At 72.2% G+C, this 23,474-nt stretch carries 23 protein-coding genes and 1 pseudogene; 9 read left to right on the forward strand and 15 right to left on the reverse strand.

From position 1 onward, the window contains the following. Positions 1 to 109: 109 nt before the first annotated feature. The 5 genes and pseudogenes from BLT76_RS26550 to rpsP all read right to left on the reverse strand — a co-directional run bounded on the left by BLT76_RS26550 (position 110) and on the right by rpsP (position 2,671). Positions 110 to 523: a GNAT family N-acetyltransferase gene (locus BLT76_RS26550; protein ID WP_280139630.1), complete on the reverse strand. Its 414-nt coding sequence runs from the start codon at positions 521 to 523 to the stop codon at positions 110 to 112. An 81-nt stretch (positions 524 to 604) separates the two neighbouring features. Beyond that, a pseudogene (gene trmD / locus BLT76_RS26555) lies at positions 605 to 1,273 on the reverse strand (tRNA (guanosine(37)-N1)-methyltransferase TrmD); the annotation flags it as partial. Between the two features lie 5 nt (positions 1,274 to 1,278). Beyond that, a complete protein-coding gene (gene rimM, locus BLT76_RS06915) occupies positions 1,279 to 1,821 on the reverse strand; it encodes a ribosome maturation factor RimM (protein WP_211752766.1) in 543 nt (180 codons plus the stop codon). A gap of 80 nt (positions 1,822 to 1,901) precedes the next feature. Continuing rightward, positions 1,902 to 2,144, reverse strand: a complete 243-nt coding sequence (locus BLT76_RS06920; RefSeq protein ID WP_090852813.1) for an RNA-binding protein — start codon at positions 2,142 to 2,144, stop codon at positions 1,902 to 1,904. A gap of 5 nt (positions 2,145 to 2,149) precedes the next feature. Then, complete coding sequence (gene rpsP / locus BLT76_RS06925) at positions 2,150 to 2,671, reverse strand: 30S ribosomal protein S16 (RefSeq protein WP_090852816.1); 522 nt, start codon at positions 2,669 to 2,671, stop codon at positions 2,150 to 2,152. A gap of 181 nt (positions 2,672 to 2,852) precedes the next feature. Between rpsP and BLT76_RS06930 the strand changes: the two genes are divergently transcribed. The 3 genes from BLT76_RS06930 to BLT76_RS06940 are packed head-to-tail and all read left to right on the forward strand — an operon-like array spanning position 2,853 to position 5,236. Next, a complete protein-coding gene (locus BLT76_RS06930) occupies positions 2,853 to 3,416 on the forward strand; it encodes a hypothetical protein (RefSeq protein ID WP_090852819.1) in 564 nt (187 codons plus the stop codon). A 38-nt stretch (positions 3,417 to 3,454) separates the two neighbouring features. Then, positions 3,455 to 4,387 (forward strand): response regulator, encoded by a 933-nt coding sequence (locus BLT76_RS26125; RefSeq protein ID WP_090852824.1) that lies wholly within the window; start codon positions 3,455 to 3,457, stop codon positions 4,385 to 4,387. A 36-nt stretch (positions 4,388 to 4,423) separates the two neighbouring features. Next, on the forward strand, positions 4,424 to 5,236 hold the full coding sequence (locus tag BLT76_RS06940; RefSeq protein WP_090852827.1) for a VanW family protein: 813 nt from the start codon (positions 4,424 to 4,426) through the stop codon (positions 5,234 to 5,236). Here the strand turns inward: BLT76_RS06940 and BLT76_RS06945 are convergent. From BLT76_RS06945 to ffh, 3 genes are all read right to left on the reverse strand, one after another. Continuing rightward, positions 5,233 to 6,312 (reverse strand): amidohydrolase family protein, encoded by a 1,080-nt coding sequence (locus tag BLT76_RS06945; RefSeq protein ID WP_090852830.1) that lies wholly within the window; start codon positions 6,310 to 6,312, stop codon positions 5,233 to 5,235. The two genes, BLT76_RS06940 and BLT76_RS06945, sit on opposite strands and share 4 nt — an antisense overlap. 10 nt (positions 6,313 to 6,322) lie before the next feature. Continuing rightward, positions 6,323 to 6,691, reverse strand: a complete 369-nt coding sequence (locus tag BLT76_RS06950) for a PIN domain-containing protein (protein ID WP_090852833.1) — start codon at positions 6,689 to 6,691, stop codon at positions 6,323 to 6,325. A gap of 121 nt (positions 6,692 to 6,812) precedes the next feature. Further along, the gene (gene ffh, locus BLT76_RS06955; RefSeq protein ID WP_090852836.1) at positions 6,813 to 8,378 is read right to left on the reverse strand and encodes a signal recognition particle protein; all 1,566 of its coding nucleotides are present in this window, start codon (positions 8,376 to 8,378) and stop codon (positions 6,813 to 6,815) included. 69 nt (positions 8,379 to 8,447) lie between these two features. Between ffh and BLT76_RS06960 the strand changes: the two genes are divergently transcribed. After that, on the forward strand, positions 8,448 to 8,729 hold the full coding sequence (locus BLT76_RS06960) for a hypothetical protein (protein WP_090852839.1): 282 nt from the start codon (positions 8,448 to 8,450) through the stop codon (positions 8,727 to 8,729). Here BLT76_RS06960 and BLT76_RS06965 read toward each other — a convergent pair. The 4 genes from BLT76_RS06965 to BLT76_RS06980 form a co-directional block, all read right to left on the reverse strand. Beyond that, the gene (locus tag BLT76_RS06965; protein ID WP_170866964.1) at positions 8,710 to 10,929 is read right to left on the reverse strand and encodes a [protein-PII] uridylyltransferase; all 2,220 of its coding nucleotides are present in this window, start codon (positions 10,927 to 10,929) and stop codon (positions 8,710 to 8,712) included. The genes BLT76_RS06960 and BLT76_RS06965 overlap by 20 nt on opposite strands. Before the next feature lie 17 nt (positions 10,930 to 10,946). Beyond that, positions 10,947 to 11,285, reverse strand: a complete 339-nt coding sequence (locus tag BLT76_RS06970; protein WP_090852845.1) for a P-II family nitrogen regulator — start codon at positions 11,283 to 11,285, stop codon at positions 10,947 to 10,949. 109 nt (positions 11,286 to 11,394) lie between these two features. Next, positions 11,395 to 11,733 carry a P-II family nitrogen regulator gene (locus BLT76_RS06975; RefSeq protein ID WP_090852848.1) on the reverse strand — a complete coding sequence of 113 codons (339 nt, stop codon included), beginning with the start codon at positions 11,731 to 11,733 and terminating at the stop codon, positions 11,395 to 11,397. Then, positions 11,730 to 13,010, reverse strand: a complete 1,281-nt coding sequence (locus tag BLT76_RS06980; RefSeq protein ID WP_090853427.1) for an ammonium transporter — start codon at positions 13,008 to 13,010, stop codon at positions 11,730 to 11,732. Before BLT76_RS06980 ends, BLT76_RS06975 begins: the two co-directional genes overlap by 4 nt. A 423-nt stretch (positions 13,011 to 13,433) precedes the next feature. Between BLT76_RS06980 and BLT76_RS06985 the strand changes: the two genes are divergently transcribed. Both BLT76_RS06985 and BLT76_RS06990 read left to right on the forward strand, forming a co-directional pair. Further along, positions 13,434 to 15,275: a glycosyltransferase gene (locus BLT76_RS06985; protein WP_090852851.1), complete on the forward strand. Its 1,842-nt coding sequence runs from the start codon at positions 13,434 to 13,436 to the stop codon at positions 15,273 to 15,275. Positions 15,276 to 15,311: 36 nt separating this feature from the next. Further along, a complete protein-coding gene (locus BLT76_RS06990; RefSeq protein WP_090852854.1) occupies positions 15,312 to 16,943 on the forward strand; it encodes a glycosyltransferase family 2 protein in 1,632 nt (543 codons plus the stop codon). 16 nt (positions 16,944 to 16,959) lie between these two features. Here BLT76_RS06990 and BLT76_RS06995 read toward each other — a convergent pair whose 3' ends face one another. Further along, positions 16,960 to 17,670 (reverse strand): class I SAM-dependent methyltransferase, encoded by a 711-nt coding sequence (locus BLT76_RS06995; RefSeq protein ID WP_090852858.1) that lies wholly within the window; start codon positions 17,668 to 17,670, stop codon positions 16,960 to 16,962. A gap of 125 nt (positions 17,671 to 17,795) precedes the next feature. On the opposite strand from BLT76_RS06995, the gene BLT76_RS07000 reads away from it, so the two are divergent. The 3 genes from BLT76_RS07000 to BLT76_RS07010 are packed head-to-tail and all read left to right on the forward strand — an operon-like array spanning position 17,796 to position 22,034. Then, on the forward strand, positions 17,796 to 18,812 hold the full coding sequence (locus tag BLT76_RS07000; protein ID WP_090852861.1) for a class I SAM-dependent methyltransferase: 1,017 nt from the start codon (positions 17,796 to 17,798) through the stop codon (positions 18,810 to 18,812). A gap of 10 nt (positions 18,813 to 18,822) precedes the next feature. Next, positions 18,823 to 20,349, forward strand: a complete 1,527-nt coding sequence (locus tag BLT76_RS07005; protein ID WP_170866965.1) for a glycosyltransferase 61 family protein — start codon at positions 18,823 to 18,825, stop codon at positions 20,347 to 20,349. A gap of 5 nt (positions 20,350 to 20,354) precedes the next feature. After that, positions 20,355 to 22,034 (forward strand): glycosyltransferase family 61 protein, encoded by a 1,680-nt coding sequence (locus tag BLT76_RS07010; RefSeq protein WP_179714433.1) that lies wholly within the window; start codon positions 20,355 to 20,357, stop codon positions 22,032 to 22,034. A 27-nt stretch (positions 22,035 to 22,061) separates the two neighbouring features. On the opposite strand, the gene ftsY is transcribed toward BLT76_RS07010, so the two are convergent. Together ftsY and BLT76_RS07020 are read right to left on the reverse strand one after the other, a co-directional pair. Continuing rightward, entirely contained in the window at positions 22,062 to 23,222 is a 1,161-nt protein-coding gene (gene ftsY, locus BLT76_RS07015) for a signal recognition particle-docking protein FtsY (RefSeq protein ID WP_090852870.1), read from the reverse strand. A 34-nt stretch (positions 23,223 to 23,256) separates the two neighbouring features. Then, positions 23,257 to 23,454: a hypothetical protein gene (locus BLT76_RS07020; RefSeq protein WP_090852873.1), complete on the reverse strand. Its 198-nt coding sequence runs from the start codon at positions 23,452 to 23,454 to the stop codon at positions 23,257 to 23,259. Between the last annotated feature and the right edge of the window lie 20 nt (positions 23,455 to 23,474).

Consider the following 23,474-nt stretch of genomic DNA (forward strand, 5'->3'; position numbering starts at 1 on the left):
GCGGCGCGGGGCTCCCCCTGTGGCAGGGGCCCGACGCAGACCCTCCGTGTGTTCCTCGGAGCGGTCCTTCGGCCCGGCTGGACCAAGGGGTGAGTCTGCCACAGGCGACTCAGCGCCCGGTAATCCGCTTCGTCAGCACGACCGCCCCCGGAGGCGGCTCGACGTCGGGGCGCAGCCGGAAGCCGGCCTTCTTGTACATCCGCAGGTTGTCGGTGCTGCCCGCCCCCGTGAACAGCACGTACGACGCCGCCGCCGGCGGGGCGACCCGCTGGACGTGCTCGAGCAGCGCCCGGCCCAGGCCACGTCCCTGCTGGTCGGGCGCCACCATGACCCGGCCGATGTCCCAGGCGTCGCCCTCGAGGCGGCCGCGCACCGCCCCCACGAGCCGGCCGGCGGCGCGGACGACGTACCAGTCCCAGGTCTCGAAGGACTCCAGCAGCTGCTCGAGGGACTCGTGCAGCGCAGGGATGTCCAGCGACTCGTTGGCGATCGCCTCCTGCACCCAGCAGGCGCGCTGCAGCACCAGGAGCTCGGGCCCGTCGGCGCGGGTGGCCGGGACGATCTCCCACTCCCCCGCGGGCCCGGCCGCCGCGCTCGCGTGCAGCAGGTCGGGACGCCGCTCCGCCGTGCGGGCGAGCTGCTGCGCGTGCCGCCAGGCGGCGATCGCGCCGTGGTTGCCGCCGAGGAGCACCTCGGGCACGTCGTGGCCGCGCCACGAGGCGGGCTTGGTGTAGACGGGGTACTCCAGCAGTCCGTCCTCGTGCGACTCCTCGACCAGCGAGGCGGCGTTGCCCATGAACCCGGGCAGCAGCCGGACGACGGCCTCGGTCACCGCGAGCGCGGCCACCTCGCCACCGTTGAGGACGTAGTCGCCGATCGACACCTCGCGCACCTCGGCGCGGGTCGCGGCGTGGTCGAGCACCCGCTGGTCGATGCCCTCGTAGCGCCCGCAGGCGAAGACCAGCCGCTCCCGGGTGGCCAGCTCACGGGCCAGCGCCTGGGTGAGCGGCTCCCCCGACGGGCTCGGCACGATCACGGTCGCGCCGTCCACCTGCAGCTCGTCGAACGCCTCGCCCCACGGCTCCGGCTTGAGCACCATCCCGGCGCCCCCGCCGTACGGCGTGTCGTCGACGGTGCGGTGCCGGTCGCGCGTCCAGCCGCGCAGGTCGTGCACGTGCACCTCGATCAGCCCGGAGGCCACCGCCTTGCCCGGCAGCGACAGCTGCAGCGGCGCGAGGTAGTCCGGGAAGATCGTGAGGTAGTCGAGCCGCACGCCGATCAGTCGTCCTCGAGCGGGGTGACCAGGCCCGGCCGGTCGGCGACCACGAGGCGCCCGCCCCGCACGTCGACCTCCGGCACCAGCGCCTTGACGAACGGCACCAGGGTGTCGCGCCCCTCCGGGGTGCGGATCGTCAGCAGGTCCTGCGCGCCGTGCTGCAGCGAGGTCACCTCGCCGAGCAGCCGGCCGTCGACGTCGTACGCCGCCAGGCCGATCAGCTGGTGGTCGTAGTACTCGTCGGGGTCCTCCGGCGACTCGTCGGCCGGGACCTCGGCGTGGAGCAGCAGCCCGCGCACCGACTCGGCGGCGGTCCGGTCGGGGACCTCCTCGAAGACCACCAGCAGCCGCGAGGAGTGCCAGCGGGCGCGCTCGACGGTCAGGGTGCGCAGCGTGCTCGTCGAGCCACGCGGCGCCTCCACCCGGAGCACCGAGCCGGGCGCGAAGCGCCGGTCGGGCTCGTCGGTGCGGACGTCGACCGTGACGTCGCCGCGGATGCCGTGGGCCTTGCCGATCCGGCCGACCAGGACCTCGATGGTCTCCAACCCTGCGCTCCTCCAGATATGCCGACTGGGTGCCGCCCCGGAGGGCGACACCCAGTCGAGCGGTTCGTGCGTGACGCTGCTCAGCGGCGCCGGTCGACGTCCACGAAGTCGATCCGCGCGCCGCCCTTGCCGGCGAGCGCGGAGATGACGGTGCGGAACGCCGAGGCGGTCCGACCGCCCCGGCCGATCACCTTGCCGAGGTCGTCGGGGTGGACCCGGACCTCGAGGACGGAGCCGCGACGGAGCTGCTTGTCGCGGACCGAGACGTCGTCGGGGTTGTCGACGACACCCCGGACCAGGTGCTCGAGAGCGTCGGCGAGCATGGCGCTCAGGCCTCGCTCTTGGTCTCGGCCGCCTCGGCCTCGACAGTGGCGTCCTCAGGCGTCTGACCGGCGGCGACCTCGGGGGTCTCCTCGGTCTTCGGCTCCTCGGTCTTCTCCGCCTTGTCGGCCTTGTCGGCCTTCTTGGTGGTGGCCTTCTTGGTCACGGCGTCGGACGAGCCGGAGCCGTGGGCCTCGGCGAGGGCCTCGTTGAAGATGTCGAGCTTGGAGCGCTTGGGCTCCTTGACCTTCAGGGTGCCCTCGGTGCCCGGGAGACCCTTGTAGGTCTGCCAGTCGCCGGTGACCTTCAGGATCGCCTCGACGGCCTCGGTCGGCTGCGCGCCGACGCCCAGCCAGTACTGCGCCCGCTCGGAGACGACGTCGATGTACGACGGGTCCTCCTTGGGGTGGTACTTGCCGATCTCCTCGATGACCTTGCCGTCGCGCTTCTTGCGCGAGTCGACGACGACGATGCGGTACTGCGGCACCCGGACCTTGCCCAGGCGCTTCAAACGGATCTTGACGGCCACGGTTGTGGTGTCTCCTCAGGAATATGGTGTGGGTGGCGGCCCCGCAACCAGGTGGGGAACACCGGGGTGGGACCTCCGAAGGGCTCTGCCCGACCGGGTGAGAGGGACCGGACGCGCAGGACTCAGCGCACGATTCTGCCAGACGCGGGTGGGGCCCGGGAAATCGGGCACGATGCCCGCCATGACCGCTTCCCCGCCGCCCCCGATCACGCCGAAGGTGCGCCCCTCGTGGTGGTGGTTCGTGCTCGGTGGCGGCCTCCTCGTCGCGGCGGTGATCAGCGGCATCGGGCTGTTCGTCTGGACCCTGAGCGGCTTCATGTCCACCGACGTCACGCTCGACGCGGACGGCACGTCCCACGCCGTCGAGGTCGGAACCGACGGCGACCGGATGCTGTGGTTCGACGAGCGGTACGACGACCCGACCTGCCGGATCGTGGACACCGCCACCGGCGACCCGGTCGCGGGCCTGCGCAGCCCCACCGGCGACTTCCGGCGCTCGACCGGGGGCGAGGAGTGGGTCGGCGCGGCCCTGTTCGAGCCTGGCTCGGGCCGGCTCGACGTCACCTGCACCGGCTCCGGGACGGTCCCGGTGCAGGTGGAGATCGGGCCCGCGCCCAGCCTGGGCAGCTTCGGTCTGGGCCTGGTGCTGACCATCGCCGTACCCCTGGTGCTCGGCGGGCTCGGGCTGGTCGTGCTGCTCGTCACCGGCATCCTCTGGTCGACCCGCGCGACGACGCGCCGCTAACTCCTCACGATCCGGCGCGACCTGCCGAAGGTGCACGCATGTCCATCGCGCCCGCTCCGTCCACCGCCCCCGTGGCGCTGGTCATCGAGGACGACGAGGACACCACCGACCTGCTCGACCTGGTCCTGTCACAGGCCGGCTTCTCCGTCATCACCGCGGTCAACGGCGCCGAGGGCACCGAGCTGGCCCGGGTGCACCAGCCGGCCCTGACCACCATCGACGTGTCCATGCCCGGCATGGACGGCCTCGAGACGACCCGGCGGATCCGCGAGTTCAGCGGCACCTACATCGTCATCATCAGCACCCGCTCCGCGGAGCACGACATCCTGGCTGGCTTCGACGCCGGCGCCGACGACTACGTCCCGAAGCCGATCCGGCCCCGCGAGCTGCAGGCGCGGCTCGCCGCGGTGGCCCGCCGACCCGTCACGACCTTCGCAGCGCAACCGGTCGCCGCGATGTGGGCCGCGGCCGACGAGGACGCGGAGCGCTCGGCGTACCACCGCCAGGTCGTCGCCGGGGTGCGGCCGGCCGTCGTACCGCTCGAGGTGCTGCCGGCCCAGCCGGAGCCCGAGGAGCGCGACGCCGACGACGTGGGCGAGGACGGGCGCGACGGCATGCTGCAGCTCGGCATGCGGTTCGTCGGCAGCTGGATCGAGTTCTACGGCCTGCGGATCAACCCGGCCCGCAGCCTGGTCGTCGTCGACGACCGACTGGTCGACCTCAACCCGCGGCAGTTCGACCTGCTGCAGCTGATGCTCTACTCGGGCACCCGGACCCGCTCGGCGCGCTACCTGGCGCTGCGGCTGCGCGGCGAGACCGAGGAGACCACCCACACGCAGGCCTACCAGGACCGCGACTGGGTCGAGTCGCTGATGGAGAACCTGCTCAACCGGCTCGGCGAGCGGCACCTGACGCCGCGCTGGATCGAGGCCCGCCCGGGGTCGAAGTTCCGGCTGGTCCGCCCCGAGTAGCCACAACTTCCGGGACCACCGTCGCGTCCCAGCGGCATGACCGCGCTCTCCCGCCGCCACCCGTGGCTCCGGCCACTGGCCGTCGCGGTCCACCGTGCCCGCCGCCGGCTGGCGTGGTGCCGACCCGGGACCGACTGGGCGCGGGAGCGTCGTACCCGGGCGCTGGCGGTGCGCGCCTTCCGCCACCGCTCGCTGCTGCTGCGCGAGCTCCCGGGGGTCGCCCCGGCCCTCCAGCACGGCAAGGTGGTCAACCTCCGCCTCGCCGCGGCCCGCTTGGACGGCGTGGTCCTGCAGCCGGGCCAGACCCTCTCCTTCAACCGGACGATCGGCAACGCCACCCGTCGCAAGGGGTACGTCGACGGCCTGCGCCTCGCCGACGGCCGTCCCGCGGCCGGGGTCGGCGGCGGCCTCTGCCAGCTGGCCAACCTGGTGCACTGGCTGGTCCTGCACTCACCCCTGACCGTCGTGGAGCGCTCCGAGCACAGCGTCGACCCGTTCCCCGACCACGAGCGCGTCGTCCCCTGGGGCGTGGGCTGCACGATCGCCTACAACTACGTCGACCTGGTGGTCCGCAACGACACGACCACCACCTTCCAGCTGCGGGCCTGGGTCGGGCGGCGGCACCTCCACGGTGAGCTGCGCACCGACCGCCTGCTCCCTCACACCTACGTGGTCGAGGCGCGCGGCGAGGAGTTCGTCCGTCTCGACGGCGTGGTGCACCGGCGCAACGAGATCTGGCGGACGGTGCGCTCCCGAACGACCAACGGGCGGGTTCGCGACGAGCTGGTCCGTCGTACGTCGGCGCGGGTGCTCTACGACCCCGACCCCGCGCTGGTCCGCGAGGCCTAGGCCACGACCCGGCCGCGCAGCACGACCCGCGAGGGCGCGTAGAGCACGGAGGGGTCGGTGACGGGGTCACGGTCGAGGACCAGGAAGTCGGCCGGGGCGCCCTCGGCCAGGGTCGCGTCGAAGCCCAGCCACTCGCGGGCGCGCCAGGAGGCCGCGGCCACGACGTCGGCGGCGGGCAGACCGAGCTCGACCATGGCCAGCACCTCGCCGGCCAGGTGGCCGTGGCGGGCGGGACCGCCGCCGTCGCTGCCGACGTACAGCGCGACGCCGGCCTCCCAGGCGCTCATCAAGACCTCGCGCCGCTGCGCGTAGAGGTCCTCCATCGTCGAGGCGTACGCCGGGAACCGCTCACGCCCGGCCTCGGCGAAGCCCGGGAACTTCTGCGTCTGCATGACGGTCGGCACCAGCGCGACGCCGGCCGCGGCCATCTGCTCGACCTGGTCGAGGCCGAGGCCGGTGCCGTGCTCGATGCAGTCGATCCCCGCCTCCAGGAGCCCCGGCAGGACGTCGCGGCCGAAGCAGTGCGCGGTCACCCGGGCGCCCTCGGCGTGCGCGGCCGCGATCGCGGCCGCGAAGGTCTCGGCGGGGAACGACGGGGCCAGGTCGCCCTCGTCGCGGGAGATCCAGTCGCCGACCAGCTTGACCCAGCCGTCGCCCGCCCGTGCCTGCTCGGCGGCGTACGACGGCAGGTCGGCGGGCTCGACCTCGTGGCCGAAGCTCCGGATGTAGCGCTTGGTGCGCGCGAGGTGGCGCCCGGCCCGGACCAGCCGCGGCAGGTCGTCGCGCTCCTGCACCCAGCGGGTGTCGGCCGGCGACCCGCAGTCGCGCAGCAGCAGCGCCCCGGCGTCGCGGTCGGCAAGGGCCTGACGCTCGACCTCCGCGTCGTCGACCGCTCCCCCGTCGTCGAGACCGAGGTGGTTGTGCGCGTCGACCAGCCCCGGGAGCACCCAGCCCTGCGCCACCAGCTCGGCGCCGGGCGGCCGCTCGTAGGTGATGCGACCGTCGACGACGTACAGGTCCCGCACCTCCCCGTCGGGCAGGACCGGGCCGTGGACGCGCAGCGCGGGATCCGTCATGGATCGGACGCTACAGCTGGTCGAGGAGCCAGCCGGGGCCGAGGGCGAGCGCACCGAGACCCTGCACCTGGGCCTGGAGCATCCGGTCGGCGGTGACGACCGTGACCCGGTCGCCGCGCTCGGCGGCGGCGCGGGTCTCGGCGACGATGGTGGCGTCGCCGTCCTTCGGAGCGTGCACGGTGCGCGCGTGACCGTCCCGCCCCGCCCTCACGCCGCCCTTGGCCGCCCCCTCGAGGACCAGCACCACCACGTCGTACGGCGTGTCCGCGACCAGCAGCCCCTCGTGCAGCCGCCGCGCCGCCCCGGCCCGGTCCTTCCACCACCCGTCCGGGCGGCTGCCGACCACGTTGGCCCCGTCGACCACCAGCACCGTGCTCATCGGGGGCCGATCCGGGGGCCGGAGAGTTTCATCGGCTGGCCGACAAACCTCAAGCCTGGACGATGAACCTTCGTCGTCCCGGCGGGAGCTTCATCGGCCAGCCGATGAAACTCTCCCCGGCTCACTTCAGGAACTTCGAGAAGTCCTTCGGCAGGTTCAGCTCGGACGCGGCCTTCTCGTAGTCGATCGGCGCGGCCGGGTTGCCGAACGGGTTGCCGGCGGAGGCGGCCTTCTCCTTCTCGGCGGCGGCCTGCTGGGCGGCCTTGGCGGGGTTGCCGGAGCGCTTGGCGCCCTTGCCCTTCTTCGGCTGCGGCTTGGTCTTGCCGCGGCCACCACCGAGGCCGGGCATCCCCGGCATCCCAGGCATGCCGGGCATCCCGCCGCCCTTGGCCATCTGCATCATCATCTTGCGCGCCTCGAAGAAGCGGTCGACGAGCTGGTTGACGTCGGAGACCTGGCGGCCGGAGCCGCGGGCGATGCGGGCCCGGCGGGAGCCGTCGATCATCTTGGGGTTGTCACGCTCGGCCGGCGTCATCGAGCGGATGATCGCCTCGATCCGGTCGATCTCGCGCTCGTCGAAGTTCTCGAGCTGCTCGCGGAACTGCCCCATCCCGGGCAGCATCCCCATGATCTTCGACATCGAGCCGAGCTTGCGCACCTGCTGCATCTGCTGCAGGAAGTCGTCGAGGGTGAACTCGCCGCCCTGGCCGCTGAGCTTCTGGGCGGCCTTGAGCGCCTGCTCCTGGTCGAAGGTCTTCTCGGCCTGCTCGATCAGGGTGAGCATGTCGCCCATGTCGAGGATGCGCGAGGCCATCCGGTCGGGGTGGAAGAGGTCGAAGTCGGTCGCCTTCTCACCCGCCGAGGCGAACATGACCGGCTTGCCGGTGATCGAGGCGATCGACAGCGCGGCACCACCGCGGGCGTCGCCGTCGAGCTTGGTGAGGACGACCCCGTCGTACCCGACGCCGTCGAGGAAGGCCTGGGCCGTCGAGACGGCGTCCTGACCGATCATCGCGTCGACGACGAAGAGCACCTCGTCGGGCTGGACGGCGTCGCGGATGTCCGCGGCCTGCTTCATCAGCTCGGCGTCGACGCCGAGGCGACCGGCGGTGTCGATGATGACGACGTCATGGAGCTTGCGCTTGGCCTCCTCGATCGACGCGCGCGAGACGGCGACCGGGTCGCCGACGCCGTTGCCGGGCTCGGGCGCGAAGACGGGTACGCCGACCCGCTCGCCGTTGACCTGCAACTGGGTCACCGCGTTGGGGCGCTGCAGGTCGCAGGCGACCAGCATCGGGGTCTTGCCCTGCTCCTTGAGCCAGAGCGCGAGCTTGCCGGCCAGCGTCGTCTTGCCGGCGCCCTGGAGGCCGGCCAGCATGATGACGGTCGGGCCGGTCTTGGCGTAGCGCAGCCGGCGGGTCTCGCCGCCGAGGATCGCCACGAGCTCCTCGTGGACGATCTTCACGACCTGCTGGGCGGGGTTCAGCGCGCCGCTGACCTCCTCGCCGCGGGCCCGCTCCTTGACCGACGCCACGAACTCCTTGACGACGGGCAGGGCGACGTCGGCCTCGAGCAGCGCGATCCGGATCTCGCGCGCGGTGGCGTCGATGTCGGCCTCGGAGAGCCGACCCTTCCCCCGCAGGTTCTTGAAGGTGTCGGCGAGCCGGTCGGAGAGAGTGGCGAACAAGAGAGTCCTCGGCGATCGAGAGGGTCGTGGCGAACCCCCAGCCTAACCGTGGAGACCTATCCTGGCCGCATGGTGTGGGTCCTGCTGGCGGTGACGGGTGGCGTGCTCGCCCTCGGTCTCGTCGTGTGGGCCAGCCACCGGATGCTGATGGCCGGCGGGGACGGCTCCACGGGCGGCGACCCGTTCGGGGTGTTCGTCGAGGTCTTCGAGCCCGCCCGCGACCGGGCGAACCGCGACCTGGACTCCCGTGAGCACCAGGCGGAGGCCGTTCTCTCGCCCGGCGCGGACGACCGCCCGGTCCGGGTCGACCTGACCACCGGCCGGGCGACGGTCAGGCGCCCTCGCTCGTGAGCGCCGCGCGTACGGCGTGCGCGGCCTCGGCCGCGCGCTGGTCGCTGAGCGCCCCCGCCGACGCCTCCTGCAGGTAGAACACGTCCACGGCCTGCGGGCCGAGCGTGTCGACGTGCGCCGACCGCACCGCCACGTCCATCCGGGCCAGGGCCGCGCAGACGAGGTAGACGACGCCGGGCCGGTCCTCGGCGCGCACCTCCAGCACGGTGGCCTGGTCCGAGGCCTCGGGCCGGACGACGACCGTCGGGGCCAGGGAGCGCTCCGCGGTGGGGCGCAGCCGGATGGCCGGGTCGGTCCGGCCGTCGCGGACCGCCTCGTACGTCTGCCGGAGGACCGCCGGCTCGACCCGGCCCTCGCCGACCTCCCAGACCGACACGCCGTACTGGTCCTGCGCCCAGGCACGGGCGGCGCGCACCGGCACCCGGTGGAGCGCGAAGAGCGCGGCCAGGTCGGCGAGCAGCCCGACCCGGTCCTGGGCGATCGCGGTCACCCGGGCGCCGTCCTCGAGCGGCTCGACGCTCAGCGACAGCGCTCCCCCAGCGACCTCGCGCGGGATCGACACCTCGTCGGTCACGATCGTGGGGAGCGTCGAGCCCGCGTCGAGCGCCGCCCGGGTACGACGGGCCAGGTCCAGGATCAGCCCGGAGCGCCAGGTCGACCAGGCCTTCGGCGACGTGGCCCGCGCGTCGGCCTCGGTGAGCGCGGTGAGCAGCGTCATCGTCTCCGGGTCGCCGATCCGCGAGGCGACCAGGTCGACGGTGGCCGGGTCGTCGGGGTCGCGCGTGGTCGCGGTCTCGGCCAGCAGCAGGTGCCAGCGCACCAGGGTCGCGATCCGGTCGACCGCGGCGGCGTCGAAGCCGAGACGGGCAGCGATGCTCCGCGCGATCGGCTCGCCGGCGACGCTGTGCTCGGTGAGGCTGCCCTTGCCGATGTCGTGGAGCAGCGCGGCGACCATCAGCACGTCGGGCCGGCCGACCGTGCGGATCAGGGCCGAGGCCTCGATGCAGGTCTCGACGACGTGCCGGTCGACGGTGAACCGGTGGATGACCGAGGCGTGCGGCAGGAGCCGGATCCGCTCCCACTCGGGCAACACCTGCGCGAGGGCGCCGGTCTCCTCGAGGGTCTCCCACACGGCGAGGAGGCCGCGTCCGGACGCGAGCAGCCGCACCAGCAGCTGACGGGCCTCCGCGGGCCACGGGTCGGGAAGCGCCGCGCACTCGCGCGCCAGCCGGGCCGCGGTCGCGGGCGCGAGCAAGGCGTCGTTCTCGGCCGCCGCCGCTGCGGCACGCAGCAGCAGGGCGGGATCCTCGGCGGGCCGGGCGCGCCGGTCCAGCACGACCTCGCCGCCGGCCAGTGCGACCCCGGCCGCGAGCGGAGTGAGCGAGGGCTTGCGCGCACCGACGGCCGCGGGTCGCTTGAGCCGGTCGTCGACCCGGCGCCAGGTGAGCCGGGAGAGATGGGTGATCCGACGGCCGAGCTCGCGCACGTGCACCTGGGCGGCCCGGGCGTCGGCGACCCCGAGATCGTCGGCCAGCACGTCCCACGTCTCGGGCGCGATCCGGTCGGTCGCCCGGCCGGCGATGGCGTGCACCAGGTCGCGCACGTCGAGGAGCGCCTGCCGGCTCTGCTCGAGCTCGACGTGCGGGACGTCGACCAGCCAGGTCGCGACCAGCGCCTTGAGCACGGTCGCGTCACGCAGGCCGCCCTCGGACTCCTTCAGGTCCGGCACCGAGAGGTGCGCGAGCTCGCCCATCAGCCGGTGGCGGCCCCGGACCAGCTCCTGCAGCGCGGGCAGCCGCTCCAGGGCCTGCCGGCGCCACTGCGCGAGCATCGTGGTGCGCAGCCGCAGCGTGAGGTGCGGGTCCCCGGCGAGGTGCCGGATGTCGAGCAGCCCCAGCACGACCCGCAGGTCCCCGTCGGCCGCGGCGACCATCTCGGGGAAGGTGCGGACCGAGTGGTCGATGGTGGCGCCGGAGTCCCACAGCGGGTACCAGATCTTGGCGGCCAGCTCGCCGAGGTCGACGCCCTGGTCACTGACCAGGACCACGTCGAGGTCGGAGTGCGGGGCCAGCTCGCCGCGTCCGTAGCCGCCGACGGCGACCAGGGCGACACCACTGTCGGGTCCCCCGCAGTCGTCGTACGCCGTGGCGCAGAGCGCGTCGGCCTCAGAGGTACGACGGGCGCGATCAGCAGAGGTCACGCGGCTCGGGTCATGTCTCAGAGTGCCGCGTCGTCGCGGTCGCCGGTGCGCACGCGCAGCACCGAGTCGACGGGCGAGACCCACACCTTGCCGTCGCCGATCTTGCCGGTCTCGGCGCTCGTGCGGACCGCCTCGACGACGGCCTCGACGTCACCGTCGCTGACGACGATCTCGAGGCGGATCTTGGGGACCAGGGCGATGTCGTACTCGGCACCGCGGTAGACCTCGGTGTGGCCCTTCTGACGGCCGTAGCCGCTGACCTCGCTGACGGTCATGCCCGTCACGCCGACCGACTCCAGGGCGACGCGGACGTCCTCCCACTTGTGCGGCTTGATGACCGCGGTCACGAGCTTCATGTGTACCCCTTGTGCACAGGTGTGGGACGACGAGACGAATCATGCCCGAGTCCGGGCCGGAGAAGACGGCGGCCCGGCTCCCTGGACAGGGAGCCGGGCCGCCGGTGGATCACAGCGCCGCTTCGTCCCGGTCGCCGGTGCGGACGCGGACGACGGTCTCGATGGGGCTGACCCACACCTTCCCATCACCGATCCGGCCGGTCTGCGCCGTCTTGACGATGATCCCGACCACGTCGTCGGCGTCGTCGTTGTCGACGACGATCTCGATGCGGATCTTCGGGACCAGGGCGATGTCGTACTCGGCACCGCGGTAGACCTCGGTGTGGCCCTTCTGGCGGCCGTAGCCGCTGACCTCGCTGACGGTCATGCCCGTCACGCCGAAGGTCTCGAGGGCCTCGCGGACGTCCTCCCACTTGTGCGGCTTGATGACCGCGGTCACGAGCTTCATACGTGCGTCCCTTCCGACTTCGTGGCGGCGGCGATGACGCCGGTGCCGCTGCTGGAGAGGCTGGTGTGCAGGTCGTACGCCGTCTCGCCGTGCTGGTCGAAGTCGATGCCCTCGACCTCGGCCTCGTCGGTGATCCGCAGGCCCAGCGTGTACTTGATGGCCAGACCGATGATGGTGGTGATCACGGTGACGTAGACGATGGCCACCAGGACACCGAGGATCTGGTCGACCAGCGAGTCGATGCCGCCGCCGTAGAGGAGGCCGTCGACGCCGCCCGCACCGTCGGACGTCGAGAAGACGCCGATCAGGACGGTGCCGATGATGCCGCCGACCAGGTGGACGCCCACGACGTCGAGCGAGTCGTCGTACCCGAGCTTGAACTTCAGGCCGACGGCCCAGGCGCAGACCGCGCCGGCGATGGCACCGATGGCGACCGCACCGCTGAGGTTGACCGCACCGGCGGCCGGGGTGATGGCGACCAGGCCCGCGACGATGCCGGACGCGGCGCCGAGCGAGGTGGCCTTGCCGTGCAGGAACCGCTCGACCAGCAGCCAGCCCAGGATCGCGGCCATGGCGGCCAGGGTGGTGTTGCCGAAGGTGCGACCGGTCTCGGCGAAGAACTGGTCCATGTCGGCCTCGGGGCTCTCGCCACCGAAGACGATGGAGCCAACGTTGAAGCCGTACCAGCCGAACCAGAGCAGGCCGGCACCGAGCATGGTGAGGGTCAGGTTGTGCGGACGCATCGGCTCCTTGCCGAAGCCGATCCGCTTGCCGAGCAGGAGCACCAGCACGAGCGCGGCGATACCGGCGTTGATGTGGACGGCCGTGCCACCCGCGTAGTCCTGCGCGCCGATCTTGCCGCAGATGAGCGAGTCGTCGGTGCAGCTGAAGACCATGTGGGCCATCGGGAAGTAGCAGAGCAGCGCCCAGATCGGGGTGAAGACCACCCAGGCGGAGAACTTCATGCGGTCGGCGACCGCGCCGCTGATCAGCGCGACGGTGATGATCGCGAAGGTCATCTGGAACATCACGCCGATGTAGGCGTCGGTGGTGACACCGTCGAGCCAGAACAGCTCGAACGGGTTGGCGAAGAAGATGCCGTCACCGCCGAAGCCGATCGACCAGCCGACCGCGACGTACAGGATGCCGACGATCGCCGCGGCGACGTACGACATCATCATCATGTTCAGCACGGACTTCGACCGCGACATGCCGCCGTAGAAGAGGGCCAGGGCCGGCACCGTCATCATCAGGACCAGCGCTGTCGCGATCAGCATGAAGGCGTAATAGCCGTCCACAGAACCTCCAGGGAAACAAAACGGGAAGGCGGCGGGGACGACAACGCTGTCGACCCTGGCTCGCCCTGTTCGACCCACACCTTCTTGGCCCGAGGTTTCGCCACCACCCGGTTCATGTTTCGTCGTCGTAACAGACCTCGGGTCGGTGTTACTTCGACATTTCGGCACCACGTCGGTACGACGGATGCCGAAGCAGAGCTCGGGAGCCACGGTCGGCGGCACGTGACGGATCCGGCCGACGGGGGCGGCAGCGGCGAACGGCGTTGTGCGACCGAGCGCGCCGCTCGGGTACCCTCCAGCGCGTCAGAGGGATGAGGCGATAGGGCCTTGATGGACGGCTCGGAGGCGTGGGAGACGGTGGCAGCAGGCGTATCCAGGACCCGCGACCGGCGGAGCCGTCTGGTGGCGCTCGCCCGTCGCGACGTCCCCACCGAGGCGATCCGTTCGGTCGAGGAGCTCCAGGCCCTCGTCCGCGACCTGCCGGCGCACACCCCCGAGGTCCGCGTCGAGGTCGACTCGCTCGACCTCGTCCGCGTCCTGACCGTGGCGGGCCCGGAGCTCACCGTCGACCGACTCGTGGTCCGCGTGCGCGACTGGGAGCGTCCGACCGCCCGCTGGAACGGACAGCTCGGCCGCGTCGACCACCTGCTGTCCGCCACGACGTCGTACCCCGAGGAGGAGCCCGGCACCGCCGAGGTCGACGTGCGCCTCTCCGAGCCCACGCCGCTGGCCTCGGTCGCCCGGGCCGTCTACCCCGTGCTCGGCGTCGACCGCTCCCACCACGGCTACGGGTACGCCGAGCTCGCGACCGCCGACGTCGCGCCGGCGGCCCTCGCGCTGCTGCCGACGCGGACCGCGCCCGGCATCCCCGAGCTGCCCAGCCGCTACCTCGAGGGGGTCGGCCTCAGCCGGGCCGACCTCGGACTGGTCGGCAGCCCGCGCGTGCTGGAGGAGCTGCGTTCCACGGCCGACGACCCGCACCTGACCCTCGTGCAGCACCCCCTGCTCGTCGACGCGACCGGTCATCTCTCCCTCACCGAGCGACTCGACCGTCCGATCATCGACCTGAGCCTCCACCACCCGGTCGGCCGTCTGCACACCTTCGACCTCCCGCCCGGGTCCTTCGCGCTCACGGTCCGCGACGGCGACCTGACCTTCACCCCCCGCGACCTCGACCCCGATCCGGAGGTCGAGGACCTCGTCGGGTGGTCCCGACCCGTGACCGCGGCCCTGGGCGGCGCCGAGGTTCGGCGGCTACGTCCGGTCGAGTCGATCGATCTCTCCGGGTTGCGGCCCGGCAGCGCGACCGACGAGACCGTGCTCTGCCGCCGGCTGGCGGAGCTGGCCGCGACCGGCGTCGTCCTGCACTCGCTGCCGCTGAGCTTCGGCCGTGCCGACGACCTCCTCGGTGCGCGTCTCGCCGAGCTGCTGCGGTCGCCGTACCGTCCGACGAAGGGGTTGGTGCGCGAGCTGCGCTCGGTCCCGCAGCGTCGTGAGGCGATGCAGCGCTTCGGCGGCTTCTTCGAGCTCGCCGGGCACGCCGCCACCCTCGGCCACCGGCTGCTGCCGACCGTCAGCGCCATCCTCTCGAGCATGCGTCCCAGCCGGGTCTCCGAGGTCCTGCGCGCACTCGCCGCCCAGCACTACCCGCACCTGGAGATCGCCGTCGCCCTGCACGGCGTCAAGGGTCCGCTCGACCCCGAGTTTGAGGAGGCGGCCCGACTCTCCGGGGCCCAGGTGCTGCGCTACGACGCGTCGACGCCCTTCGGCTCGGTGCTGGCCGACACGGCCCGGCGGACCAGTGGCGACCTCGTCGTGAAGATCGACGACGACGACTTCTACGGGCCGCACGTCATCGGCGACCTGGTCCTGGCCTACCTCTACTCCGGCGCCGACGTGGTCGGGAAGACCACGGAGTACCTCTACTTCGAGGAGATCGACCACACCGCGCACCGGATGTTCCAGACCGAGCGCTACCACTACCAGGTCGCGGGCGGGGCCATGCTGCTCTCGCGCGCCGCGCTCAACGACATCGGCGGGTGGCGCCCGACGCCGCACTCGACCGACCGCTCCGTGCTGATCCGCGTCGGCAACGCCGGCGGGATCGGCTACCGCACCCAGAGCCTCGGCTACGTCTACGTCCGCCACTCCGACGGCCACACGTGGAAGCAGGCTGACTCCCTGTTGATGCGCAACGCCCCCGAGCAGTGGCCTCGGTTCATGCCCGAGATCGTCTCGTCCTGACGCCCAGCCTGACGCCACAGAGAGGCACCCGCTGACATGTCACCCAAGCCGCTGACGCAGAACCCCGCGCTGCGCGACGTCGTCTACAAGAACCAGTGGCGCGACGTCTTCGACGGCACCCTTCCCGACGGGTGGGAGCCCACGCTCAAGGTGTCGGTCGTGACCGCGGCCTTCAACAGCGCGACCCTGCCGCTGACGTTGGCCTCCCTCGCCGCCCAGGACTACCCCGAGGACCTGCTCGAGGTCGTCGTCATCGACGACGGCAGCGAGGTCCCGGTCGAGATCGGCGAGTTCGCCCCCAAGAACACCAAGCTGATCCGGGTCCCCGGCGACCAGGGGTGGGGCCGCTCCCACGCGCTGAAGGTCGGCATCGACGCCTCCGACGGCGACATCATCTACTGGGTCGACTCCGACATGATCCTGTTCTCGGACAACGTCCGCGAGCACGCGAAGTGGGCGCACTTCATCCCCGAGGCCGCGACCATCGGCCACAAGGGCTTCGTGGAGGAGTGGGACTTCACCCCCGAGCAGGTGTACGACGAGGTGCGGTCCGGCGAGATCCGTCGCCACCACGACCTGGACACGCTGCACCGGCACTGGTCGCTCGAGGTCTTCGAGAAGACCGACGAGCTCAACACCAGCTCGGGTCGCAACTACGCCACCCACATGGGCGCCTGCGCGACGGTGACGCGCGCCGTCTACGACCGGACGAATGGCCAGGACCCCGACCTCAAGCTCGGCGACGACACCGAGATCGCCTACCAGATGTGGCAGCGCGGGTCGGTCTTCATCCCGGTGCACTCCGCCCAGACCTACCACCTCGGTCGCGCGACGATCCAGGACAAGGCTGCCGAGGTCTCGCACTTCAACAACATCCACTTCGCCCAGCGGATGCCGATGCCGCGCTACCGCCGCCGTGCGGACAACCGGCAGTGGGAGGTCCCCTACATCACCGCCGTCGTGCGCACCGACGTCGAGACGGCGGCCCTGGCCCGCGAGTGCGTGGACCGGCTGCTCAACCAGTCCGAGTCGGACCTCCGCGTGCTGCTGGTCGGTCCGTGGTCGAGCCTGCAGGGCGGTCGGCGGCGAGTCCTCGCCGATCCGCTGCTGGAGCTCTACCTCACCGCCGAGTGGTACCGCGGCGAGGGGAGGGTGCAGTTGGTCGACGAGGACCCGGGCGACGTGTTCCCGAGCCCCTACCGGCTCGACCTGCCGGTCACCGTCGGCCTGGGCTCGCGGGCCGTCCAGAAGATGATGCGGGTCGCCTTCGGCGAGGACCTGGGCGTCGCCAACTTCTTCCCGCCGGCCGGGGCGGACGTCTCGGACTCGGTCTCCGTCACGTTCACTGCGGCGGCGAGCCGGGCAGCGACGTACGTCTCCGACGACGTCAGCCTGGTCGAGGCGCTCGATGCCGTGTGGGGGGTCGAGTGGAAGCCCAACCTCGACCTCGGCTTCGTCGATCTCCGTACCGCCGACCTCGACGAGAAGATCAAGCGGGCCGACCCCGAGCAGGTCGAGAACCTCAAGGCTCGGCTGGCCCGGCACAAGGAGCGCCTGCAGGAGACCCGGGAGGAGCTCGAGGAGCTCCGCGAGCGCACCGTCGTCTCGACGGTGCGGCGCGGCGTCGGACGGGCCGCCCGGTCCGCCCAGCGCCGGCTCCGCGCCTGAGCGACCGGGTCCGGGGTCAGGCGAGCAGCCTGACCCCGAGGTTCATGTGCCCGATGCTGATCCCCTCGTAGGAGAAGCCCGTGCGCTCGAGGAGCTCCAGGAACGCCTTGTGCTCGTGGTTCTGCCAGCCGTAGTAGCCGAAGTACTCGTCGAAGACGATCACGGTCCCCGGGACGAACCAGTCCAGGAGCGTGTCCATCACCGTCTTGGTCGAGCTGTAGAGGTCGGCGTCGAGGTGGACGAAGGCGAAGGGACCCTGATGGGCCGTGGCGAACTCCGGCACCGTCTTGTCGAAGAACCCGACGTGGAACTCGACGTTGGAGACGGGCAGCTCCGGCGGGACCCCACCCACGTCGAAGGCACCCTCGCCCTTCTCCGTGCCGCTCCAGGACTCCGGCAGCCCGACGAAGCTGTCGAAGCCGTGCACGGTCCGGTCGTCGAAGAACTGGGCGATCTGGGTGAGGGACGTGCCCTGGAAGACGCCGAACTCGGCGACCATCCCGTCGATCGTGACCGCCCTCAGGGCGGCGGCGATCGCGGCTGGCTTGGTGGCCGAGATCTGCGCGGTGTCGAGCCGGCGCTCGGCCTCGATGTAGTCGACGGACTGGGCAACGCCCCGCTCGCGCAGCTGCACCGGCACCGACGGCGGCGGGGTGCGCCGGCCGGCGACCAGCTCCCTGCGGATCGCGCGCAGCAGATTAACGACTTGCTTGTCCGGCTCGGGCACGTGCACTCCTCGGTCGGTGGTTCGGTCCGCCGACCCTACAAGCACCCGGCCCCCGGGGCACCCGACGTCACCCCCCTCCTGCCCTCCCCTATGATCGGGCCCAAACCGGCCACGAGGAGGCAGTTGTGAGTGTTCGAACGCGGCTCGGTCGCGGCCTGGAGGCGACGCTGGGGAAGGAGCGCACGGACAAGGTCCGCCGGGCGGAGCTCCACTACCGCCGGCAGCTGGCCGACCGGCTCGCGCCGCCCCCGCCTCCCAAGCCCGCGAAGCGCCGTCGTCCGGCCGCGAAGGCCTCGCCGGCCCCGTCGGCTCCGGTGGCCAAGCCCCGCCCGCTCGGCGAGCCCAACGACCGCCAGGGCGGCTGGATCGCCTCGGACCCGTTCGTGCCTCACCCCACCCCGGTGCTCTCGCGCCACGACCTCCTCCGTGGCCTGCACGAGCACCTGCAGCCGCGCACGTACTTCGAGATCGGCGTCAACGAGGGCTCGAGCCTGACGCTGTCACGCACCCGGTCGGTGGCCGTCGACCCCGAGTTCGTCGTCAGCAAGCCGCTGCACTGCGACCTCGACCTGGTCCAGGCCAAGAGCGACGAGTTCTTCACCCGGCCCGACGCGCTGGCGCACTTCGAGGGCACCCCGATCGACCTGGCGTTCATCGACGGCATGCACCTGTCCGAGTTCGCGCTGCGCGACTTCATGAACGTCGAGCGCCACCTCTCGCCGACCGGTGTGACCGTGCTCGACGACGTGCTGCCCCGCAACGGTCTGGAGGCTGCCCGCCGCCGGGTCACGGGCGCATGGGCGGGCGACGTCTACAAGGCGGTCGAGATCATCGCCCGCCACCGACCCGACCTGCTCGTCATCCTGGTCAACACCGGTCCGACCGGCACGGCCGTCGTCATCGGCGCGGACCCGGCCTCCGAGGTGCTCCCCTCGGCCTACGACTCCGAGGTCCCCTACCTGGAGGCCGATGACCCGCAGACGCCGCCGCAGGCCTACATGGCGCGCACCATCGCCGTGGACCCCGCGGACCTGCTGGCGTCGGAGGCGTGGCCGCTCATCGTCCAGGCTCGGGAGACCGGCGACGCCGCCGCCTTCGAGAAGGCGCGGGAGATCCTGCGCGCGATCCCGACGTTGGGCTGAGCGCGACGCCGTGAGCTCACTCGGCACGCGCCACGTCACGAACGGCGTCGTCTATCCCACGATCCGGGTGGCGTCCCACCCCGGCAAGCTCCTGATGGGGGTGTACGACGGGACCGGGGCCTACGTCGAGGACACCGTCCTCGACCGCCGTTCGGGTGAGCAGGGCTTCCCCGTTCCGCCGGGTCTGTTCCCGGACATCGCGGACGGCGAGGCCTCGGAGGCGATCTACGCGGGGCCGCTCTACTACCACTTCGGTCACTTCCTGCTGGAGAGCCTGGCTCGCGCCTGGTACGCCCGCGGGCGCCCCGACCTCCCGCTGGTGTGGGCCGGGGCCCACAGCTGGGAGGACCCGAAGCTGCGGCCCTGGCAGCACGAGATCCTCGAGCTGCTCGGCCTGGAGAACCCGACCCGGGTCCTGAACGGGCCCACCCGCTACGAGCGCCTGCACGTCCCCGACATCGGCTACCGCTACGACGACCGCTTCCACCCGGAGCACGCCGCCTTCATGGCCGGCTACGACGGTCCCCCGCAGGACCCGGGTCAGCGACTGTGGCTGTCGCGCAGCAAGCTCGCGAGCGACGCCCGCGACCTGTTCGCCGGTCCGACCGAGCAGCGTCTCGCCGCCGCCGGCTGGACGATCGTGCACCCCGAGTCGCTCGGCGTCCGCGACCAGCTCGACCACCTCGCCCGAGCCTCCGTCGTCGCCGGCGAGGAGGGCTCGGCCTTCCACACCCTGATGCTGCTCAAGGACGTGACCGGCAAACGGTTCCACATCCTGCGGCGTCACGGTGAGGAGCACCGGAACATGCACACCGTCGGTGACGCCCGGGGCGTCGACCAGACCTTCCACACCCTCGAGCACGAGCGCGTCCTGCGGGCCGAGGGACGGGTCGTCTCCAAGCTGAACCCGAGCTCCTCGGAGATCCTCGATCTCCTGCAGGTGTCGGTCCCGCCGGCACGGGCGACCAGACCGAGCCGGGCCGACGAGGCGGCCCTCCAGGCCCTCGAGCGGCTCGGGCCGAACAGCCTGCTCGACACCGGCTCCGCGTCCCCGACCGTCGTGCTCGGGTCGTCGGCCGCGGTGCGGGTCACCGTCAACCCGCACTTCGACGACGACCCCCGGGCCCACGTGGCCTCCGGCGTGGCGTTCTTCGAGCTCGACCTGGCCACCTACGTCGAGCACTTCCACGACCGCCCGCAGCGCTTCGACGTGGTCCGGCTGAGCGGCTCCTCGTTCGAGGACCTGATGAGGGCCTTCCGCGCCACCAAACGGCTCGGCCACCCCGAGACCACCTGGATGCTCGGCATCGGAGAGGTGGCCGCCCGCGCAGCCCTCGCGATCCAGTCCGGCCACCCCCATCACGTCGCCCGGCGGGTCCTCGTCGGTCGGACCCCGCTCTACATCGCCCGACGCAGGCCGGGCAAGCTCTGGCGCGAGGCCTCGGTCGCGGAGCTCTCGGGCAGTGAGGTCGCGCGGCAGACCCGCTGGCTGCCGCTGGGCCGGCTCCGGCGACTGCACCGCCAGGACCCGTCCTGAACGACGTGCCCGCGGTGGAGCCCGGTCCGCTCGAGGTGCAGTCGCTCCCCGGGGCGACGGCGTACCCCCGGCACCCCGCGCCCGAGCCCCGCACGGTCCGGGCCGGTGTCCTGCGGGCGGACGGGAGCGTGCTGGAGTCGACCCTCGACGACCGCCGCCACGGCGACCGCACCTACGTGGCGCCGGAGCCGGCTCAGCTCGGCGAGCCCGAGCACGTAGCGCGCGAGGCGATCTACGCCGGCGTCTTCCACGACGTGTACGGCCACTTCCTGCTGGAGGGTCTCCAACGCCTCTGGTGGGCTGCCGAGCACCCCGACCTGCCGATCGTGTGGGTGGCCGACGCCGGCCTTCCGGCCCCCACCCTGTCCGCCTGGCAGCGGGACATGCTGGAGGTCGTCGGCATCCGCAACGAGGTCCTCGTGCTGACCCGACCGACGACCTTCTCCGTCCTGCACGTTCCGGACGCCGGCTACAAGTACGCCGACTGGAGCCACCCGGACCACATCGACTTCCTGGCGTCGTACGACGGCCCTCCGCAGGAGGACGGCAGGCGTCTGTGGCTCTCCCGGGACGGCCGGACCGGCGTGGGGGTGATCAACCGCGAGATCATCGAGCGCCGACTCGAGGCCCAGGGGTGGACCATCGTCACCCCTGAGCTGATGCCGCTGCGCGACCAGCTCGACGCGCTGGCCCGGGCCGAGGTGGTGGCCGGCGAGGAAGGCTCGACGTTCCACACCCTGCTGCTGCTCCGCGACATCGAGCGCAAGCGCTTCCATGTCTTCCGCCGTCACGGCCCCGAGCACCTGTCGTTCACCACCATCGGGGACGCGCGCCGGGTCGACCAGCAGATCCACTCGTGCAGCCACGATGCCGTGCTGTCGGTCGAGGGGCGTGCGGTGGTGCGTCTCGCGCCGAACGCCGCGCAGTACCTCAGCCACCTCCGGATCCGGATCCCGCGCCCCCGGGCGCTGCCCGAGGGCTGGAAGCCGAGCGCGACCATCCGCCGGGTCAACGCCCTCGCCGAGGTCCTCGGGGCGCGGACCCTGCTGCAGGTCGGGTGGCGCGGGCAGGCGATCTTCACCCAGCTCGTCGTCCCCCACCGCGACGTCGTCGACGAGCACTTCCGCTTCGACGTGCGCAGCTACCGGGACCAGGGTGCGCACTTCTACGAGCTGAGCCTCGACCGGTTCCTGGACCGGTTCGCCGAAGGACGCCGCTACGACCTGGTCCTGGTCGACGATCCGCACGACTGGCGCACGGCGCTGGAGCAGATCCGCACGGTCTTCGCCACCGCCGCCCACGACGGCACGGTCCTGGTCCTCGACAACGTGCTCCCCGTCGACGCGGCCTCCACCGCCCCCGACCGCGAGACGGCCATGCGGCTGCGCCAGGAGGCGGGCAGTGAGCGCAAGGCCTGGCACGGTGACGTCTTCAAGACCGTGTTCGCCCTCCACGACCTGCACCCCGAGCTGAGCTACCGCACCATCACGACGGGCGGCAATCCGCAGACGGTCGTCTGGCGCGAGCCGCGCCGGGTGCGACCCCGGTTCAGCGGGGAGGCGGAGATCGGTCGGCTCTCGTACGCCGATGTCGACCGACACCGCGACCTCTACGCCGCGGGACCCGAGGCCGACGTCATCGCGGGCGCGGCTCGCGCCGTACAAGGCCGGACCCCACGGGACTGACCTCCCGGCCCGGCGACCGGGTCCGGCTCAGCCGAGCAGGGCGTCGACGAAGGCCTCGGGGCTGAACGGCGCCAGGTCGTCGGCGCCCTCGCCGAGCCCTACGAGCTTCACCGGGACGCCCAGCTCGCGCTGGACGGCGACGACGATGCCGCCCTTGGCCGAGCCGTCGAGCTTCGTCAGCACGATGCCCGTGACGTCGACGACCTCGCTGAACACCCGGGCCTGGATCATGCCGTTCTGACCGGTCGTGGCGTCGAGCACCAGCAGCACCTCGGTGACCGGGGCCTGCTTCTCGATCACCCGCTTGACCTTGCCGAGCTCGTCCATCAGGCCGGCCTTGTTCTGGAGCCGGCCCGCAGTGTCGACGATGACGGTGTCGACGCCGCGGTCGACGCCGTCCTTGACCGCCTCGAAGGCGACGCTCGCCGGGTCGGTGCCCTCGGCGCCCCGGACGACCTCGACCCCGACCCGCTCGCCCCAGGTGGCCAGCTGGTCGACGGCAGCGGCGCGGAAGGTGTCGGCCGCGCCGAGGACGACGCTGCGGTCCTCGGCGACCAGGATCCGCGCGATCTTGCCGACCGTCGTGGTCTTGCCGGCGCCGTTCACCCCGACCACGAGGACGACGCCCGGGCGCCCGTCCTCACCGCTGACCTGCAAGCGTCGGTCCATGGTCGGGTCGACCAGGGCGACGAGCTCCTCGCGCAGCACGGTCCGGGCGTCGACCGCGCCCCCCTCGACGCGCAGCCGGGTCCGCAGCCGGTCGACCAGCTCCTGCGTGGGCGCGACGCCGACATCGGCGGTGAGCAGCGTGTCCTCGATCGACTCCCAGGTGTCCTCGTCGAGCCGGTCGCGGCTGAGCAGCGCCAGCAGGCCGCGCCCGAGCCCGCCCTGCGAGCCGGCCAGCCGCTGCCGCAGACGGACCAGCCGGGACGCCGTACCCTCCGGGCGCTCCAGCGCGGGCGCCTCGGGCACCGGCTCCGGGGCGACCTCGGGCTCGATCGTCGCGGGCGGGCTGCTCAGCTCGACCGGCGCCTCCGGGTCCGCCGGCGGGACCCCGAGGACGTCGGTGTGCGTGTTCGGGAGCGGACCGGGCTTGCGCCGGCGGGTCACGACCAGGCCGGCGACCGTCGCCACGAGGGCGACGCCGACCAGGGCGACGAGCAGGATCAGGAGAGCGACGGCGTCCATGGGGACATCCAATCAGGAGGGCGCCGCGGTCCGGCTATCGGTGGAAGTCCATCGACCGCTCCTCGGTCTCCTCGGGCGCCACGGTCGGCAGGGCGTCGACGGTCCGCGTCATCGCGTCGCCGAGCCACGGGGCGGCCGGGATCTTCTCGCCGCGGTGCGGGTAGGCGGCGTAGAGGACCACGACTCCGGCGACGACGAGGATCACGGCCATGGTGATGACGAGGTAGAGCAAGGGACGTCCTCCCGAGACGA

Source organism: Nocardioides lianchengensis (assembly GCF_900101465.1).
Classification (GTDB): Bacteria; Actinomycetota; Actinomycetes; order Propionibacteriales; family Nocardioidaceae; genus Nocardioides; species Nocardioides lianchengensis.

Coding starts and splice junctions, on each gene's coding strand:
- BLT76_RS06920 (WP_090852813.1), bottom strand. CDS start 2,144: ATGCTCGCCGACGCTCTCGAGCACCTGGTCCGGGGTGTCGTCGACAAC.
- BLT76_RS06945 (WP_090852830.1), bottom strand. CDS start 6,312: ATGACGGATCCCGCGCTGCGCGTCCACGGCCCGGTCCTGCCCGACGGG.
- BLT76_RS06940 (WP_090852827.1), top strand. CDS start 4,424: ATGACCGCGCTCTCCCGCCGCCACCCGTGGCTCCGGCCACTGGCCGTC.
- BLT76_RS06930 (WP_090852819.1), top strand. CDS start 2,853: ATGACCGCTTCCCCGCCGCCCCCGATCACGCCGAAGGTGCGCCCCTCG.
- BLT76_RS06970 (WP_090852845.1), bottom strand. CDS start 11,285: ATGAAGCTCGTGACCGCGGTCATCAAGCCGCACAAGTGGGAGGACGTC.
- BLT76_RS26125 (WP_090852824.1), top strand. CDS start 3,455: ATGTCCATCGCGCCCGCTCCGTCCACCGCCCCCGTGGCGCTGGTCATC.
- ftsY (WP_090852870.1), bottom strand. CDS start 23,222: ATGGACGCCGTCGCTCTCCTGATCCTGCTCGTCGCCCTGGTCGGCGTC.
- BLT76_RS06975 (WP_090852848.1), bottom strand. CDS start 11,733: ATGAAGCTCGTGACCGCGGTCATCAAGCCGCACAAGTGGGAGGACGTC.
- BLT76_RS06960 (WP_090852839.1), top strand. CDS start 8,448: ATGGTGTGGGTCCTGCTGGCGGTGACGGGTGGCGTGCTCGCCCTCGGT.
- BLT76_RS06950 (WP_090852833.1), bottom strand. CDS start 6,691: ATGAGCACGGTGCTGGTGGTCGACGGGGCCAACGTGGTCGGCAGCCGC.
- BLT76_RS06980 (WP_090853427.1), bottom strand. CDS start 13,010: ATGCTGATCGCGACAGCGCTGGTCCTGATGATGACGGTGCCGGCCCTG.
- BLT76_RS06990 (WP_090852854.1), top strand. CDS start 15,312: ATGTCACCCAAGCCGCTGACGCAGAACCCCGCGCTGCGCGACGTCGTC.